We start from the raw sequence: 16,654 nt of genomic DNA on the forward strand, positions 1-16,654 counted from the left end.
CGCCAGTGGCGCGAGGGCGGGGCGACGACGGCGCCGTGGGGGCTGGGCCTGCTGGGGTGGGCGACGGCCACCGGGGGTGCCGGCGCCCTCGTCGCAAGGGAGCTCTCCCTCGTCCTGCCCGCTCCGATCGCCGCGACCGCCGCGCAAGCGATCATCTGGCTCGGATTCGCGGTGCCGGTGGTCTGGGCGTGGAGCCGGTCCCGCCCTCGCGGTCTCCTGGACTTCCGCGTCGTCGATCTCCTGTACGGCGTCGTCCTCGGTGTCGTCGTGCGATTCGTCCAGGGCGCCCTGGCGCAAGCCGGGGGCGGCCCGGTGCCGTGGCCCTCCACGACGACGGTCGACGGGGCGCTCCCGGATGGCTTCGTCGTCGACGCGATCTCCGGTGTCGCGGTCGCGCCCGTCCTCGAGGAATCCTTCTTCCGGGGCGTCGTGCTGGTGTGCGCGTACACGGTCGTCCGCCGGTGGTCGGGGCGCCTCGCGGGAGCGGTGGCCGCGACGGCCATGTCGACCGTGCTCTTCGTCGCCGCGCACCTCCTCGTCGCGTCGTCGTCCGTGTCGGATGTGTGGGCACTCGCGCTCCTGGGGGTTGTCACGGCTGCCCTCGTGCTCGGGACCGGCCGGCTGTGGGCGTCGGTCGCCACGCACGTCGTGTTCAATGCCACGGGGATCGCCCTCGTCGCGGTGGGCACTCTCTGGCGATGACTCCCTCGTCTCTCGCGGGCTGACGGTGCGCGCTCCGTTTGGCGTCGGCATCCGAATGTCGTAGTCTTGATCTTTGGTGCCTGCCTCTCTGCGAGCAGGTTGCCCGAACGTGAGCCCTCCACCGGCCCTGTTCCCCGGTCTTCGACACGGGAACGGACCACCGGAGCGGGATTCACGAACTCCTCCGTTCGATCAAGAAAGCAGCACTACTGTGACGCGCACTTTCACCCCCAAGGCCGCTGAGGTCACGCGCGAGTGGGTCGTTATCGACGCCACCGACGTCGTTCTCGGCCGCCTGGCCTCGCACGCGGCGGTCCTCCTCCGCGGCAAGCACAAGCCGACCTTCGCCAACCACATCGACTCCGGCGACTTCGTCATCGTGATCAACGCCGAGAAGGTGGCGCTCACGGGTCAGAAGCTCCAGAACAAGAAGGCGTACCGCCACTCGGGCTACCCGGGCGGTCTGAAGTCCGTCACCTACGACGAACTCCTCGAGAAGAACCCCGTCCGCGCGGTCGAGAAGGCCATCCGCGGCATGCTGCCCAAGAACAGCCTCGGCGCGGCGCAGCTCAAGAAGCTCAAGGTCTACCGCGGCGCGGAGCACCCCCACGGTGCCCAGCAGCCCACGGCATACACCTTCGACCAGGTCGCCCAGTAAGCGCCGCCGGATAAGGACGAAACAGTGTCGAACATCGACTCCAGCAACTACAGCACCGAGACGCCGGCCGAGCAGTCCGTCGTCGCCGCCGAGCGCCCCGTGCTCTCGGTTCCCGGCGCAGCCGTGGGCCGCCGCAAGCAGGCCATCGCCCGCGTGCGCCTGGTTCCCGGCTCGGGCACGATCACGGTCAACGGCCGCACGATCGAGGACTACTTCCCGAACAAGCTGCACCAGCAGCTGATCAACGACCCGTTCACGGTGCTCGAGCTCGCGGGCTCGTACGACGTGATCGCGCGCATCTCCGGTGGCGGCCCGTCGGGCCAGGCCGGCGCGCTGCGCCTGGGCATCGCCCGTGCGCTCAACGAGATCGACGCCGAGAACAACCGCCCGACCCTGAAGAAGGCCGGCTTCCTCTCGCGCGACGCTCGCGTCAAGGAGCGCAAGAAGGCCGGTCTCAAGAAGGCCCGCAAGGCGCCTCAGTACTCCAAGCGCTGAGTTCGAAACTCCGTATGCCTCTTTTTGGCACGGACGGGGTGCGGGGGCTGGCCAACGGCCTCCTCACCGCCGAGCTCGCGTTGCACCTGGCCCAGGCGACTGCCGTCGTCCTGGGCCAGGGCCGTTCTGCGGAGGCGCGCAAGGCCGAGGGGCGTCGCCTCACGGCCGTCGTCGCCCGCGATCCTCGCGTCTCGGGGGAGTTCCTCGCGGCCGCCGTCTCCGCGGGCCTGGCTTCCTCCGGTGTCGACGTCCTCGACGCCGGCGTGATCCCGACCCCCGCCACCGCGTTCCTCATCGCCGACCGTGACGCCGATTTCGGCGTGATGGTCTCGGCCTCGCACAACCCCGCTCCCGACAACGGGATCAAGATCTTCGCCCGCGGCGGCACGAAGCTCCCCGACATCGTGGAGCGGCGGATCGAGCGCGCCCTCGAAGGGCAGCGACTCCAGCCCACCGGTGCCGACGTCGGCCGTATCCGGCGTTTCGCCGACGCGGAAGACCGCTACGTGCTGCATCTTCTCGGTTCTCTGCCGCACCGGCTCGACGGCATCCACGTCGTTCTCGACTGCGCGCACGGCGCCGCCGCCGGTGTGTCGCCCGAGACGTTCAAAGACGCGGGCGCCACGGTCACCGTGATCGGTGCCGACCCCGACGGGCTGAACATCAACGACGGCGTGGGCTCGACGCACCTGGACGTGCTCGCCGAGACCGTCGTGCGCCTTGGAGCCGACGTCGGCATCGCCCACGACGGAGATGCCGACCGGTGCCTCGCCGTGGACGCGCAGGGCAACGTCGTCGACGGCGACCAGATCATGGCGATCCTCGCCGTCGCGATGAAGGAGCGCGGGACGCTCGTCGACGACACGCTCGTCGCCACCGTCATGAGCAACCTCGGTCTGCACCGAGCGATGGAAGCCCATGGCATCCGGGTCCTCCAGACCGGCGTCGGAGACCGCTACGTGCTCGAGGCCATGAACGAGGGCGGATACTCCCTCGGCGGCGAGCAGTCGGGGCACGTCATCATGAGCGACTTCGCCACGACCGGCGACGGTCTGCTGACGGGTCTGCACGTCGTCGCCGAGATGGCGCGGCAGGGCAAGACCCTGGCCGAGCTGGCGTCGCTGATGACCGTGTACCCGCAGGTGCTCGTGAACGTCCGCGGGGTCGATCGCGACGGTGTCGACGATGAGGGCGTGCAAGCGGCGGTCGCCGCATCGACGGCCGAGCTCGGCGACTCCGGGCGCGTGCTGCTACGCGCCTCCGGCACCGAACCGCTCGTCCGCGTGATGGTGGAGGCGGCGTCGGAGGATGTCGCGCGGGCCCACGCCGACCGGCTCGCCGACGTCGTGCGGGAGCGACTCGCGCTGTAGCCGCTCGTCCCCTCGACGAGTTCGAGAACGTCCGCGGGCGTCCGGTCCCTTCGAGCCTTCGTCGTTCAGTACTCCAGCGACTCGATGTAGCGCAGCAGCACACCCTCGCGCAGAGCCCAGGGGGAGACCTCGAGCTCTTCGACGTCCATCGCTTTCATCGCGCGCTCGACCACGATCGCGGCGGCGACGATCTGGAACGTCCGATCCGCGGTGATGCCGGGCAGTGCCTCGCGCGCGTCGGCGGGGATCTGCGCGAGACGCGGGATCCAGTCCTTCAGCTGCCGCCGGGGCAGGACCATGCGGTCGATCCCCGACCAGCCCGGCACCGGGTACCCCGCGAGCTTCGCGAGAGAGCGGATCGCCTTCGACGACCCCACCACGTGGTCGGGGCGGGGGAGGGCGGCGAAGCGTTCGGCCACCGGCGCCAGGACGGACATGGCGTGCTGGCGCAGCGCGTCGATCTCGTCGGCGCTGGGCGGGTCGTGAGGGAGGAACTGCACGGTCGAGCGTCCCGCGCCGAGCGGGACCGATTCCGCGAGATCGGGTAGCTCGTCGGCGCCGCCGGCGATCTCGAGCGATCCGCCGCCGATGTCGAACAGCAGGATCTGTCCCGCCGACCAGCCGAACCACCGCCGCACCGCGAGATAGGTGAAGCGCGCCTCGGTCTCCCCGCCGAGCACCTGCAGCGGCTGGCCGAGGGCTTCCTCGATCCGCGCGATCACGGCGTCGCCGTTCGTCGCCTCGCGGACCGCCGACGTCGCCGTCGCGAGGAGTTCGTCGACCCCTTCGGCCTCGGCCGTCGCGCGGGCCGCGGTGACGGCATCCACGAGTCCCTTCACTCCCTCGGGCGAGATCGACCCGTCGGGCTGGAGGTAGCGCATGAGGCGCAGCACCGAGCGGTGGGACGTGGTGGCTGTGGGGCGGCCCCCGGCTCGCGCGTTGGCGACGAGCAGGTGGACCGTGTTCGAGCCGATGTCGAGGACTCCGAGACGCACGGTCCGAGCGTAGTGGGAAGGCGCGGATCGGCCCGCGAGTAGCATTGCCGCGTGTCCGAGACCGCCGCCGCACCGTCGCTGAGCCCCTATCGACAGATCGATCGAGCCGAGTGGGCCCGCATGGCCGGGGGGATCGAACAGCCGCTCACCGAGACCGAGGTCGTGCAGTTGCGCGGCATCGGCGACCGGCTCGACCAGCGCGAGGTCGCCGAGGTCTATCTGCCGTTGAGTCGCCTGCTGAGCCTTTACGCGCGCGCCACGCGGCGACTGGGGGCCGACACGAGCGCCTTCCTGGGAGAACCGGATGCCACGACCCCCTTCGTCATCGGGGTCGCCGGATCCGTGGCGGTGGGCAAGTCCACCATTGCGCGCCTGCTGCGCGAGCTGATGAGTCGCTGGCCCGACACCCCGCGGGTCGAGCTGGTGACCACGGACGGATTCCTCTATCCGAACGCCGAGCTCGAGCGGCGGGGCCTCATGGACCGGAAGGGCTTCCCGGAGTCCTACGACCGGCGAGCTCTCGTCGAGTTCCTCAGCGAGGTGAAGTCGGGGGCAGAGGAGGCGCGCGCTCCGTTCTACTCCCACGTGCGGTACGACATCATGCCCGATGCGCACGTCACCGTGCACCGGCCGGACGTCGTCATCGTGGAGGGGCTCAACGTGCTGCAGCCGCCGCCCTCGCCGAACGAGGTCGCGGTCAGCGACCTGTTCGACTTCTCGATCTACGTGGATGCCGATGCTGCCCACATCGAGCGCTGGTACGTCGATCGCTTCCTGGCGCTGCGCGACAACGCCTTCACGAACCCGTCGTCGTTCTTCCGCGTCTTCGCGGACATCAGCGACGAGGAGGCGGTCGAGCGGGCACTGGGCTTCTGGCGTGAGATCAACCTCCCCAACCTCGAGGAGAACGTTCTGCCCACGCGGCACCGCGCGAAGCTCGTGCTGCAGAAGGGCGCCGATCACACCGTCGAATCGGTGCTGCTGCGCAAGCTCTGAGCCCTCGCATCGAACGGGAGTTCGTTCAGGCGCGGCCCCGTAGACTCGGAAGCTATGTGCGGAATCATCGGTTACGTGGGTCCTCGGCAGAGCCAGGACATCCTTCTCGCGGGCCTGTCGCGGCTGGAGTACCGGGGTTACGACTCCGCGGGCATCGCCGTGATCGACGGTGACGGCGGGCTGGGCATGCGCAAGCGCGCCGGCAAGCTGGCGGTCCTTCGCGAGGACCTCGAGTCGTCGCCGATGCCCAACGGGACGACGGGCATCGGGCACACCCGCTGGGCCACGCACGGCGGCCCCACCGACGCCAACGCGCACCCGCACCTGGCCGACGACGACAAGCTCGCCGTCATCCACAACGGCATCATCGAGAACTTCGCCGAGCTCAAGAGCGAGCTCGTGGGCGACGGCTTCGCCTTCCGCAGCGAGACCGACACCGAGGTCGCCGCGGTCATGATCGGTCGGGAATACGCCCGCACCAAGGACCTCGTGCAGGCTTTCCGCTCCGTCGTGTCGCGCCTCGAGGGCGCCTACACGCTGCTCGCGATGCACGAGGACCACCCCGGCCTCGTCGTCGGCGCGCGTCGCAACTCGCCGCTCGTGATCGGCCTCGGTGAGGGCGAGAACTTCCTCGGCTCCGATGTCGCTGCTTTCGTCGAGCACACGCGCAACGCTCTCGCGATCGGGCAGGACGAGATCGTGGCCATCACCCCGGACGGCGTCGAGGTGACCGACTTCTCGGGCGCTCCCGTCGAGGTCGAGGCCTTCGAGGTCACCTGGGACGCGTCCGCCGCCGAGAAGGGCGGCTGGTCGTCGTTCATGGCCAAGGAGGTCTCGGAGGAGCCCGAGGCCGTCGCCAACACGCTGCGCGGCCGGATCCACGAGGGCCGGGTGGAGATTCCCGAGCTGGAGGGGCTGGACGAGTTCCTCGCCGACATCGACCGCATCCTCGTCATCGCCTGCGGAACCGCCGCTTACGCCGGCATGGTCGGCAAGTACGCGCTCGAGACCTGGACGCGCGTCCCCGTCGACGTCGAGCTCGCGCACGAGTTCCGCTATCGCGACCCGGTGCTCTCCCCTCGCACCCTCGTCGTCTCGATCAGCCAGTCGGGCGAGACGATGGACACGCTCATGGCCGTCAAGTACGCCCGGTCGCGCGGCGCGAAGACCCTGTCGATCTGCAACACGCAGGGCGCCACCATCCCGCGCGAATCGGATGCCATCGTCTACACGCACGCGGGCCCCGAGGTCGCCGTGGCCTCGACGAAGGCGTTCGTCGCGCAGATCACCGCGCTCTACCTCCTCGCCCTGCACGTGGGTCGTGTCCGCGGCGCCGTCGACGCGATGGTCGCCGTCGAGGCGGTCACCGAGCTCGAGGCGGTCCCCGGCAAGATCGCCCGCGTGCTCGAGACTGAGCAGGCGCGCATCGAGCAGCTCGCGCACTGGATGGCCGACACCCGCTCGGTGCTGTTCCTCGGCCGCAACGTCGGGTACCCGATCGCGCTCGAAGGCGCGCTCAAGCTCAAGGAACTGGCGTACATCCACGCCGAGGGTTTCGCCGCCGGTGAGCTCAAGCACGGCCCCATCGCCCTGATCGAGCCCGGCCAGCCGGTGTTCGTCGTGGTGCCCTCGCCGCGCGGTTCGGGAGAGATGCACAAGAAGGTCGTCTCGAACATCGAGGAGATCCGCGCCCGCGGTGCCCGCGTCATCGCGATCGCCGAGGAGGGCGACGTCGCCGTTCTCCCCGCGGCGGACGAGGTGCTGCGCATCCCGCTCGCGGCTCCCCTCTTCGAGCCGCTGCTGGCCGTGGTGCCCCTCCACATCTTCGCCATGGGTCTGGCCGAGGCCAAGGGCCTCGATGTCGACCAGCCGCGCAACCTCGCGAAGTCGGTCACGGTCGAGTAAGCCGGGACGAGGAAGGGGCCGGATGCCGTGGCATCCGGCCCCTTCCTCGTCCCGGCGACCGGGCAGAATGGACAGGATGCCAGGAGGGGAGGGTGCATGATCGTCGGAATCGGCGTCGACCTGGTCGACGTGCCCCGTTTCGAGGAGCAGCTCGCGCGGACCCCGCGGCTGCTGCCCCGCCTCTTCGCGCCCGCGGAGCGCGTGCTCAAACCCCGCTCCCTCGCCGCACGATATGCCGCGAAAGAAGCGCTCATCAAGGCCCTCGGCGGCTCGGACGGCGTGTACTGGACCGACATCGAGGTCGCGTCCGAGCCCTCGGGCCGCCCGGTCTTCGCCCTGAGCGGTGAGACCGCCGACACGATCGCGGCCCGCGGCATCACGGTGTTGCACCTCTCGATGTCGCACGACGCGGGGCTCGCCACCGCGTACGTGATCGCCGAAGCCGGAACGCCGACCCCTCCAGGAGACACCGCATGAGAATGGCACCGGGAGTGCTCCGCGAAGCCCTCGTCGACGTGGATGCGATCGCGGAGAACGTCCGACACCTCCGACGCCTCACGGGGGTCGAGGTCATCGCGGTCGTCAAAGCCGCGGGGTACGGTCACGGCGCGCATCGCGCGGCGGTGGCCGCCCTGCGCGGAGGGGCGACCCGGATCGGCGTGTCCGACATCGACGAAGCTCTCGCGCTGCGCCGGTCGGGCATCCATGCGCCGCTGTTCGCGTGGTTGCACGCGCCCGGGGCGTCGTTCGTCGAGGCGGTGCGCCACGACATCGAGCTCGGAATCTCCGACATCGACCAGTTGCTGCGCGCGGCGGACTCGGCTCAGGGCGATCGCCCCGCGGCGGTGCACCTCAAGATCGAGACGGGCCTCTCGCGTAACGGTGTCGCGCCCGCCGACTGGCGAACCGTGTTCGCCGAGGCTGCGCGCCTCGAGCGCATCGGACGGCTGCGCGTGGTCGGACTGTTCTCGCACCTGTCGAACACGAGCGAGGCGGAGGACCTCGCTGCGCTCGCTCGCTTCGAGGAGGGCGTCGTTCTCGCGGCATCCGCGGGTCTTCATCCGCCGCTTCGGCACATCGCCGCGACGCACGCGGCCATCGCGCTCCCGCAGACGCGTCTGAACGCCGTGCGCATCGGCATCGGCATCTACGGCATCTCCCCGTTCCACGATCGGACGTCGGCGGATCTGGGCCTGCGCCCGGCCATGACCCTGCGCGGCGCGGTGTCGGCCGTTCGCCGCGTGCCGGCGGGGACAGGGGTGTCGTACGGCTACGCCTACCGCACCGAGCGCGACACGACCCTCGCGCTCGTGCCCCTCGGGTATGCGGACGGCGTGCCCCGACAGGCCTCGGACCGTGGGCCCGTCGTGATCGGAGGGCGCCGGTTCACGGTCGCCGGGCGCATCGCGATGGACCAGTTCGTCGTCGATGTCGGCGACCACCCCGTGTCGGTCGGCGACGAGGTCGTGCTGTTCGGTGATCCGACCCTCGGGGTCCCCGCGGCGCGCGACTGGGCCGACGCCGCCGACACGATCGACTACGAGATCGTCACGCGCATCGGCGCCCGGGTGCCGCGTCGGGAGGTCGGCGCATGAGCGTGCCCGAAGAGATGCTCGGCGAACGCCGCGTCGACGGCCCGGGCGACATGGAGGAGCTGGGGCGCGCTCTCGGGCGCGCGCTGGAGCCGGGCGACGTCGTCGTGCTGACGGGCCCGCTCGGCGCCGGGAAGACGACCCTGACCCGCGGGATCGGCGAGGGGCTCGGCATCCGGGGTCCCGTCCAGAGCCCGACCTTCGTGATCGCGCGCACGCACCCCTCGCTGGTCGGGGGGACGCCTCTCGTGCACGTCGACGCCTACCGTCTGGGGGCTGCCGTCGAGCTCGACGATCTCGACATCGATGTGGCGGGATCCGCGGTGATCGTCGAGTGGGGGCGCGGAGTCGCCGAGTACCTCGCCGACTCCTGGTGGGAGATCGAGATCGACCGCGAGGTGGGCGGTCGCGGTGTCGACAACGCCTGTGGTGAGATCGCTCCGCACACGCTCGACCTCGATGCGGACGCTCCGCGGACGGTGACGATCTCGCGTCGACCGTGACCTGTGCGCGCCACGGTTGTCGCGAAACAGCGACATCGCGGCGACACGGGTGCGACATCGGGTCAATACGGTGGATGCCATGAGTCGATCCCCCCCGCTCTCTCTCGGCCCGCCGGACCCTCGGTGTCTCCGCCGCTCTCGCCGCGCTGGTTCTCGTCGGGTGCAGCGCGGAGCCGGTGGCATCCGTCTCCGCCCCCTCGCCGTCCATCGATCCGGGGACGTCGACCCCGGAGCCGGACGTCGCCCGGGTCGCCGGATACGACGTGGGCGAGTTCCCGCCGGTGCCCCTGTTCACCCTGCCCGACCTGGCGGTGCTGGACGACTCGGCCTCGGCCTTCACGATCGAGGCGTCGTCGTCGCTCGCCTCGCTGCCGGGGGTGACGGTCAGCTCCGCGCCGTGCGACGCCGGGCAGAGCGTGAGCGCCGGAGCCGGTACGGCGGTGCTGTACGGCGACGGCTCGGGTAGCTATACCGGGCCCGACGGCGCCGTCCGCAACTTCGGTGACGGGTCGGGGTCGACGACGATCGGCGGCGTCGAGATCCAGAACTTCGGCGACGGATCGGGGTCGTACACCTCGGGCGACGTGTCGATCCAGAACTTCGGTGACGGCTCGGGAACGTACCGCGATGCGACCCGCGACGTGCAGATCTTCGGCGACGGGTCGGGCACGAGCACCCGCGGCGACGAGAGCATCCAGAACTTCGGCGACGGTTCGGGGACCTACCGCGCCGGAGCGGTCGAGATTCAGAACTCCGGCGACGGTTCCGGGTCGTACCGCGACGGCACCGTCGAGATCCAGAACTTCGGCGACGGTACCGGCCGCGTCGACGGGGTGACCGTATCCGTCGCCCCGCTGGCGCCCGTGCCGCGGCTCGGCGTGTTCCCACCGCTGACGGCGCTGGCCCCCGTGACGAGTTGCGGCACCACCCTGACCCTGTCCGACGCGGTGCTGTTCGACTTCGACTCGGCGGAGATCCGCCCGGATGCGGTATCCGTGCTCGACGCGCTCGCGACCGTCCTCACCCAGGCGGCCGTCCCGGCGGCGACCGTTTCCGGACACACGGATGCCATCGGCACCGATGCCGAGAACCAGGTGCTGTCGGAGCGCCGGGCGCAGGCCGTCGTCGAGGCGCTCCGCCAACGGGGGACACCCACCGACTGGACGGCGGAAGGGTACGGAGAATCCCGGCCCGTCGCCGCGAACGAGATCGACGGGGCCGACAACCCCGCGGGTCGCCAACTCAACCGCCGGGTCGAGATCCTCGTCCCCACTTTCGGAGGCTGACATGCACAGAATCACCGCATCCGCCCTGGCCCTGGGGCTCGGCCTCGCCGCTCTCACCGGCTGCGCCGTGAGCATCACGGACGAGAAGGATGCCGCCGGCCCCCTGCCCTCGCCGACCGACGCCACGAGTGTCGAGGCGGTCACGGACGATCCGCGGCCCGAGGTGATCGCGCCGCCCGCCCCCGACGCCTCCGATGCGGCCGAGGCCCCGTCGAACCTCCGTACCCGCGACGAGGCGATCTCGCTCGCGGACACCACCGTCGCCTGCACTCCCGGTCTCGTCATCGCCGACGACGGCAAGGTCGTCCGGGTCGAGGGGGCGTGCGACGACGTCACCGTCTCGGGCTTCGCGACGGTGGTGGTGCTCGACGACGTCTCGAGGCTCACCGTGAAGGGGGACGGGATCGTCGTGTACGCCCAGCAGGTGGGCGATCTCGCCGTCAGCGGCGACGTGAACACGATCCTCTGGCGGGGGAGCGCCCCACGCCTCGACGACACGGGCGTCGCGACGACGTCCGTCCGGGACGAGCGATGAGCGCGCCGGTCCCCGTCTGGGCCCCGGCTCCGCCGCGGACGAACGGTCTCGCGATCGCCGCCTTCGTGCTGGGGCTGTGCGGATTCGGCATCCTGCCCGTCGTCTTCGGGCACGTCGCTCTCGGACAGATCCGTCGCACCGGCGACCGCGGGGCGACCCTCGCCATCGTCGGTCTCGTCCTCGGGTATCTCGTCCTGGCCGCCACGATCATCGGGGTCGGCGTGCTCATCGCCGTCGCGGTCGGTGTTCCCGTGTTCGCCACGTGGGTGTCGTCGTGAGCGACGAACGCCCAGGCATCCTGCTCGTCGACGACGACGAGACGATCCGCGCCGGTCTCGGGGCTTTCCTCGAGCGCAGCGGCTACCGCGTCGTGGTCGCAGCCGACGGGCAGGAGGCGCTCGACGTGCTCCCCACCGGCGACATCGCGCTCGCCGTGTGCGACGTCATCATGCCGCGTGTCGACGGGCGCGAGTTCGTCCGCCGCGTGCGCGCGGAGGGGCGCTGGCTGCCCATCATCCTGCTGACCCAGGTGGGCGAGTCGTACGAGCGCAGCGCCGCCCTCGACGAGGGTGCCGACGACTACCTCAACAAACCGTTCGACCCGCAGGAGCTGCTCTCGCGCGTCCGGGCGGTGCTGCGGCGCAGCGTGCCGGGGGAGCGCCCGTTGAGCGCGGCACCGCGACTGAGGGCGGGAGCCCTCGAGCTCGACCGGTCCGCGCGGCGCGTCTGGCGCGACGGCGCCGAGGTGACCCTGACGCCCAAGGCCGTGATGCTGCTGGACTACCTCATGGCGCACCCCGGGGAGGTGCACACGCGCGACCGTCTACTGACCGCGCTGTGGGGCTTCGACTTTGTCACCTCGACCCGCGCCATCGACCACCGCATCGCCGAGCTGCGGCGCGTGATCGGCGACGACCCCGGCGCCCCGCGCTACATCGAGACCGTGCAGAGTGCGGGATACCGCTTCGTGCACCCGGTCGGTGCCGCATGAGCCGGCGGGCGGCGGTTCTCGCGATCGTGCTGCCCGTGGCGGTCGGCGCGATCGTGGCTCTCTCGCTGTTCGTCGCCGGGGAGCGGAGGGCGCTCACCGTGAGCACGGCCCTGCCTCTCGTCGCGGTGTACATCGGCGTGGTTCTCTCGATCATCGCTGCCGTCATCGTGACCGTCGTGGCACGGCGGGGCCGGGCAGAAGCAGCGCGCGCCGTCGCGCGGGACGAGGGATACCGCGCGGGGCGCGGTGAAGAGCGCGAGGCGCATCGACGCTTCCTCGCGCGGCTCGACCACGAGCTGAAGAATCCGATCACGGCCATCCGGGCGACCCTGGCGGGAATCGATCCTGCCGCGGCTCCCGCTCACGTCGAGGTGATCGACGCGCAGGCGCGACGACTCGCAGCGCTCGTGGGAGACCTCCGCAAACTGTCCGAGATCGAGACGAGGCCGCTCGAGACCGAGCCGGTCGACCTCGAGGCGCTCGCTCGCGACGCGGTGCACGCGCTCGAACAGCAGCGCCCCGAGGCGAGGGGGCGCATCAGCGTCATCGCCGAGCGGGTGCCGTGGTCGGTCCCGGTGCTCCCGGCAGACCCCGATCTACTCGCCCTGGCCCTCGACAACGTCCTCGCCAACGCGGTCAAGTTCTCGGCATCCGGTCCGATCGAGGTCCGCCTGCGGGAGGACGGCGGCGGGGCCGTCATCGAGGTCGCCGACACGGGACGCGGGGTCCCGGCCGACGCCCAGGCCGTCGTGTTCGACGACCTTGCGCGCGCGGCGAACGCCCGTGATGTGCCCGGCTCGGGTATTGGCCTCTCTCTCGTGCGGACGATCCTCCACCGTCACGGCGGGGACGTCGAACTGCGCTCGCGCGAGGGCGCGGGAACCGTCGTCACGCTGCGGTTGCCGACCGCCTGACCGGAGCCGGCACGCGGTCGGCCGCCCAGACCTCGCGGAGCGCGAGAAGCGTGGGGACCGGCTGCTCGACGTGTGCGAAATGACCGCTGTCGTCGAGGACGATCTCGTCGAGATCGCGGATCAGCCGCCCCCACCGCTGACCATCGCGCGCCGCGACGAACACGTCGTGGCGCCCCCGGACCACGCGGACCGGGCACGCGACACGCCGCCAGACGGCGTCGTCGTGGGTGCGCGCCGCGCGAGCGGCGGCGAGGAACGAGGCGGGTCGGATCTCGGACGCGAGGGCGTCGCTGACCGTACGGTCGACGCGCGCGGGATGCCGGAACAGCGGCCGTGCCAGCAGGCGCAGCAGGCCCGTTCGCGCCAGCAGGGAGAGCAGCGGTCGTGACAGGGGCCCGAGGCCGCGCAGCAGGCGCATCGCCAGGACCATGCCGCTGAGTCCGGGCAGGGTCAGGATGCCGCGGACCGGGTGCTGTGCCACCATCCGCGCTCCCCGTCCGCTCGGCGAGACCACGCCGACGGCGACCGTCGCGCCGGGGAAGCGCGCGGCGACATCCAGCGCGACCACCGCCCCGAGCGAGTGCCCGACCACGCGCCAGCGCGGATACCCGAGTGCGCGCGCGACGGCCGCCACAGCCACGGCGAGGTCTCCCGCGTCGGGAACGGGGCCGGCCGACTCGCCCCAACCGGGCAGGTCGATCGCGATGATGTCCGACAGGGGCCGCCGCATCCCGTCCGACGCCGCGATCAGCGGAATCCACGTCCGCCACGATCCGGCTGCGCCGTGCAGCAGCACGGTGGCGACCGGACTCCCCGACGCTCGGCCCGCGTGGACGACGATCGTCCCCACCGCGGTGGGAACGACGAGCCGTCGCAGGCCGAGGTCGGTGGCATCCATGATCCTTCTTCGGCACACGGACCCCGATCGGATGCCACGACCCGCGGCGGATAACCTGGAACGGTGATCCTCGGCATCGACACCTCGCTCGGCACCGCCGTCGCGGCGATCACGCGCGACGGTGAAGTGCTCGCGGACGAACAGAGCGCGAACCCCCTCGGTCACGCGGAGGTCATCGGCGATCTGTTGCGGCGCGCGACGTCCGCGGCCCCGGCGCCGACGCACGTGGCGATCGGGATGGGACCGGGCCCCTTCACGGGACTGCGGGTCGGGATCGCGACCGCTCGGGTGTACGCGCTGGGGCGCGGTGTCCCGGTCGTGCCCGTGCCCAGCCACGACGGCATCGCGCTGGGAATCCTGCTCGCCGATGCGCTGATCGACGTCGAGACCCCGCGCTTCGCGGTCGTGACCGACGCACGCCGACGGGAGTTCGCCTACAGCGTCTACGACGGTATCGACGACGACGGCCTTCCCGTCCGCGTCTCGGATGCCGCGCTCAGCCCGCGCGACGACCTCGATGGCCGCCTGGCCGAGCTCGGCGCGGCCCGCGTCGACGCGACGAGCGTGTCGGCCGCGATGATCTCCCTCGCCGCAGCCCGCGCCCTCGACGCCGGGCGCACCCTCGCGGGTCCCGAACCGCTCTACCTGCGCAGCCCCGACGTCGTCGCCGCACACGCCCCGAAGAGGGTGAGCGGATGACGACGCGCGGCGCCACCCTCGACGACCTCGACGCGATCATGGCACTCGAGCACGCCTCGTTCCCGACCGACGCCTGGAGCGCGGCGATGATGCGCGAGGAGCTCGCCTCGCCCCACGGCTGGTACGTCGTCGTCGAAGAAGCGGGCCGTGTGATCGGGTACGCGGGTCTGCGCGCGGTGCGCGGGGCTCGGGATGCCGACGTCCAGACCATCACGATCTCCGAGACGGCGCGCGGCCGGGGGCGGGGGCGTGCGTTGCTCACCGCACTGCTCGAGGAGGCGGCGCGTCGCGGCGTGCACGACGTCTTCCTCGAGGTGCGCGCGGACAATCCCGTCGCTCAGACGCTGTACGCCTCGGAGGGGTTCGTCGAGGTGGGGCGCCGCCCGCGGTACTACCAGCCCGACGACGTCGACGCGATCGTGATGCAGCTCGACCTCCGGGGTTGGCTCGGACGCCGCGCCGAGGGCGTGGCATCCGCGTTCGCAGAATCGGAAAAGGGCACCGGATCCGGAGCAGAACCGCAACGGGATCCGGATCCGGCGCCGTCTTCCGGATCCGTGAACGCCCCGACGACCGGAAAGGGTTGGTGCTGATGCACGCCCCCCTCGTACTCGGCATCGAGACCAGCTGCGACGAGACCGGGATCGGGATCGTCCGCGGTCGACAGCTCCTGAGCAACACGATCGCCTCGAGCATGGACGAGCACGCGCGCTATGGCGGCGTCGTCCCCGAGGTCGCCGCCCGCGCGCACCTGGAGGCCCTCCAGCCCTCGATCGATGCCGCGCTCGCCGAAGCGGGCGTGACCCTCGCCGACCTCGACGCCGTCGCCGTCACGAGCGGCCCCGGGCTCGCCGGTGCCCTGATGGTCGGTGTCGGCGCGGCCAAGGGGCTCGCCGTGGCCCTCGACAAGCCGCTTTACGCCGTCAACCATCTCGTCGGTCACATCGCCGCCGACATCCTCGACGCCGACGCCGGCGAGCTGGAGTACCCCACGGTCGCCCTCCTCGTGAGCGGCGGGCACACGTCTCTCCTCCTCGTGCGCGATCTGACCAGCGACGTCGAGCTGCTGGGCGAGACCATGGATGACGCCGCGGGTGAGGCCTTCGACAAGGTCGCGCGACTGTTGAAGCTGCCGTACCCCGGCGGCCCCGAGATCGATCGCGCTGCGGCTTCCGGCGATCCGACCGCGATCCGCTTCCCGCGGGGGCTGTCGCGCGCCTCCGACATGGCATCCCACCGCTACGACTTCTCGTTCTCGGGTCTGAAGACAGCCGTCGCCCGGTGGGTCGAGCAGCACGAGGCGGCGGGCGAGCCCGTCCCGGTCGCCGACGTCGCAGCCTCGTTCCGCGAGGCCGTGGTCGACGTGCTCGTCACCAAGGCCCTCGACGCGTGCGAGCGCCATGGCGTGCCTCGGCTGCTCCTCGGCGGCGGCGTGATCGCCAACAAGCGCCTGCGCGATGTCGCCCTCGAACGGGCCGCCGCCGCGGGCGTGGCCGTCCGCATCCCGCCGCTGCGGCTCTGCACCGACAACGGTGCGATGATCGCGGCGCTCGCAGCCGAGCTCATCGCCTCGGGTCGTCGTCCGTCGACCCTCGCGTTCGGCGCCGACTCGACGCTCCCCGTCACCGAGATCCAGGTGGCGGAGGATCCGGATGCCGAGCCTCCTGCGCCGCACTTCGGAGCCGCCGCGTGAGCGAGGCGTCCCCGCCGACCCGGCGCGCGCGCAAAGAGGTCGAGGGCCAGACCGTCCTCCCCGAGCCCGCGAAGACCGACCCCGTCGATTCGGACGCGGAGGAGGGCCGCCTCGCGACAGCGCAACTCGAGATGGCGGCCTTCGGCGACCACGTCATCCCGTATGTCCCCCCGGCACCGAAGCCGCCGCCCTCGCTCGCGCCGTGGGCCCTGCTGCTCGCGATCGCCTCGTTGGCGTCGTCGTTCTTCTGGGGGTGGCTGCTCCCGCTCAGCGCGGTGGCCGCGATCGTCGCGACGATGTCGTTGCGTCGCGCGCACGACGGTCGACGCGCGGCGACATGGGCGCTCGTGCTGGCGCTGCTGTCCGCCGTCTTCAGCGCCGGGTGGCTGATCTGGGGCTTCTCGCAGCTCGCCGCGTGACGG

At 71.4% G+C, this 16,654-nt stretch carries 20 protein-coding genes; 18 read left to right on the top strand and 2 right to left on the bottom strand.

The window, feature by feature from the left end:
* The 4 genes from NS283_RS16040 to glmM form a co-directional block, all read left to right on the top strand.
* The coding region (locus NS283_RS16040) for a CPBP family intramembrane glutamic endopeptidase (protein WP_058597860.1) at nt 1-702 on the top strand (702 nt) is incomplete at its 5' end.
* A gap of 211 nt (nt 703-913) precedes the next feature.
* Nucleotides 914-1,360 (top strand): 50S ribosomal protein L13, encoded by a 447-nt coding sequence (rplM, locus tag NS283_RS16045; protein WP_058597861.1) that lies wholly within the window; start codon nt 914-916, stop codon nt 1,358-1,360.
* 24 nt (nt 1,361-1,384) lie between these two features.
* Nucleotides 1,385-1,855 carry a 30S ribosomal protein S9 gene (gene rpsI / locus NS283_RS16050; RefSeq protein WP_058597862.1) on the top strand — a complete coding sequence of 157 codons (471 nt, stop codon included), beginning with the start codon at nt 1,385-1,387 and terminating at the stop codon, nt 1,853-1,855.
* Between the two features lie 14 nt (nt 1,856-1,869).
* Complete coding sequence (gene glmM / locus NS283_RS16055; RefSeq protein ID WP_058597863.1) at nt 1,870-3,225, top strand: phosphoglucosamine mutase; 1,356 nt, start codon at nt 1,870-1,872, stop codon at nt 3,223-3,225.
* Nucleotides 3,226-3,290: 65 nt separating this feature from the next.
* Here glmM and NS283_RS16060 read toward each other — a convergent pair whose 3' ends face one another.
* A complete protein-coding gene (locus tag NS283_RS16060; RefSeq protein WP_058597864.1) occupies nt 3,291-4,220 on the bottom strand; it encodes a Ppx/GppA phosphatase family protein in 930 nt (309 codons plus the stop codon).
* A 51-nt stretch (nt 4,221-4,271) separates the two neighbouring features.
* On the opposite strand from NS283_RS16060, the gene coaA reads away from it, so the two are divergent.
* The 10 genes from coaA to NS283_RS16110 all read left to right on the top strand — a co-directional run bounded on the left by coaA (nt 4,272) and on the right by NS283_RS16110 (nt 12,942).
* On the top strand, nt 4,272-5,216 hold the full coding sequence (coaA, locus tag NS283_RS16065) for a type I pantothenate kinase (RefSeq protein ID WP_058597865.1): 945 nt from the start codon (nt 4,272-4,274) through the stop codon (nt 5,214-5,216).
* A gap of 54 nt (nt 5,217-5,270) precedes the next feature.
* A complete protein-coding gene (gene glmS, locus NS283_RS16070; RefSeq protein ID WP_058597866.1) occupies nt 5,271-7,121 on the top strand; it encodes a glutamine--fructose-6-phosphate transaminase (isomerizing) in 1,851 nt (616 codons plus the stop codon).
* Between the two features lie 96 nt (nt 7,122-7,217).
* Nucleotides 7,218-7,598, top strand: a complete 381-nt coding sequence (locus tag NS283_RS16075; RefSeq protein ID WP_058597867.1) for a holo-ACP synthase — start codon at nt 7,218-7,220, stop codon at nt 7,596-7,598.
* Nucleotides 7,595-8,716: an alanine racemase gene (alr, locus tag NS283_RS16080; RefSeq protein ID WP_058597868.1), complete on the top strand. Its 1,122-nt coding sequence runs from the start codon at nt 7,595-7,597 to the stop codon at nt 8,714-8,716. The genes NS283_RS16075 and alr overlap by 4 nt, the downstream gene beginning before the upstream one ends.
* Nucleotides 8,713-9,216, top strand: coding sequence for a tRNA (adenosine(37)-N6)-threonylcarbamoyltransferase complex ATPase subunit type 1 TsaE (tsaE, locus tag NS283_RS16085; protein ID WP_058597869.1), 504 nt, complete (start codon nt 8,713-8,715; stop codon nt 9,214-9,216). The genes alr and tsaE overlap by 4 nt, the downstream gene beginning before the upstream one ends.
* A gap of 176 nt (nt 9,217-9,392) precedes the next feature.
* Nucleotides 9,393-10,502 carry an OmpA family protein gene (locus NS283_RS19275; RefSeq protein WP_241492275.1) on the top strand — a complete coding sequence of 370 codons (1,110 nt, stop codon included), beginning with the start codon at nt 9,393-9,395 and terminating at the stop codon, nt 10,500-10,502.
* 1 nt (nt 10,503) lies between these two features.
* The gene (locus tag NS283_RS16095; RefSeq protein WP_058597871.1) at nt 10,504-11,037 is read left to right on the top strand and encodes a DUF3060 domain-containing protein; all 534 of its coding nucleotides are present in this window, start codon (nt 10,504-10,506) and stop codon (nt 11,035-11,037) included.
* Nucleotides 11,034-11,315, top strand: coding sequence for a DUF4190 domain-containing protein (locus tag NS283_RS16100; protein WP_058597872.1), 282 nt, complete (start codon nt 11,034-11,036; stop codon nt 11,313-11,315). Before NS283_RS16095 ends, NS283_RS16100 begins: the two co-directional genes overlap by 4 nt.
* The gene (locus NS283_RS16105) at nt 11,312-12,028 is read left to right on the top strand and encodes a response regulator transcription factor (RefSeq protein ID WP_058597897.1); all 717 of its coding nucleotides are present in this window, start codon (nt 11,312-11,314) and stop codon (nt 12,026-12,028) included. Before NS283_RS16100 ends, NS283_RS16105 begins: the two co-directional genes overlap by 4 nt.
* Entirely contained in the window at nt 12,025-12,942 is a 918-nt protein-coding gene (locus tag NS283_RS16110; RefSeq protein WP_058597873.1) for a sensor histidine kinase, read from the top strand. The genes NS283_RS16105 and NS283_RS16110 overlap by 4 nt, the downstream gene beginning before the upstream one ends.
* Here the strand turns inward: NS283_RS16110 and NS283_RS16115 are convergent.
* A complete protein-coding gene (locus tag NS283_RS16115; RefSeq protein WP_058597874.1) occupies nt 12,917-13,840 on the bottom strand; it encodes an alpha/beta fold hydrolase in 924 nt (307 codons plus the stop codon). The genes NS283_RS16110 and NS283_RS16115 overlap by 26 nt on opposite strands.
* A gap of 63 nt (nt 13,841-13,903) precedes the next feature.
* On the opposite strand from NS283_RS16115, the gene tsaB reads away from it, so the two are divergent.
* Genes tsaB through NS283_RS16135 form a run of 4 tightly spaced genes read left to right on the top strand, consistent with a single transcriptional unit; the run spans nt 13,904 to nt 16,651 of the window.
* Entirely contained in the window at nt 13,904-14,539 is a 636-nt protein-coding gene (tsaB, locus tag NS283_RS16120; protein WP_058597875.1) for a tRNA (adenosine(37)-N6)-threonylcarbamoyltransferase complex dimerization subunit type 1 TsaB, read from the top strand.
* The gene (rimI, locus tag NS283_RS16125; protein WP_058597876.1) at nt 14,536-15,132 is read left to right on the top strand and encodes a ribosomal protein S18-alanine N-acetyltransferase; all 597 of its coding nucleotides are present in this window, start codon (nt 14,536-14,538) and stop codon (nt 15,130-15,132) included. Before tsaB ends, rimI begins: the two co-directional genes overlap by 4 nt.
* Nucleotides 15,132-16,232, top strand: coding sequence for a tRNA (adenosine(37)-N6)-threonylcarbamoyltransferase complex transferase subunit TsaD (tsaD, locus tag NS283_RS16130; protein WP_058597898.1), 1,101 nt, complete (start codon nt 15,132-15,134; stop codon nt 16,230-16,232). The genes rimI and tsaD overlap by 1 nt, the downstream gene beginning before the upstream one ends.
* Complete coding sequence (locus NS283_RS16135; RefSeq protein ID WP_058597877.1) at nt 16,229-16,651, top strand: hypothetical protein; 423 nt, start codon at nt 16,229-16,231, stop codon at nt 16,649-16,651. Before tsaD ends, NS283_RS16135 begins: the two co-directional genes overlap by 4 nt.
* The last annotated feature ends 3 nt before the right edge of the window (nt 16,652-16,654 follow it).

It is taken from the genome of Microbacterium testaceum, assembly GCF_001476285.1.
Classification (GTDB): Bacteria; Actinomycetota; Actinomycetes; order Actinomycetales; family Microbacteriaceae; genus Microbacterium; species Microbacterium testaceum_B.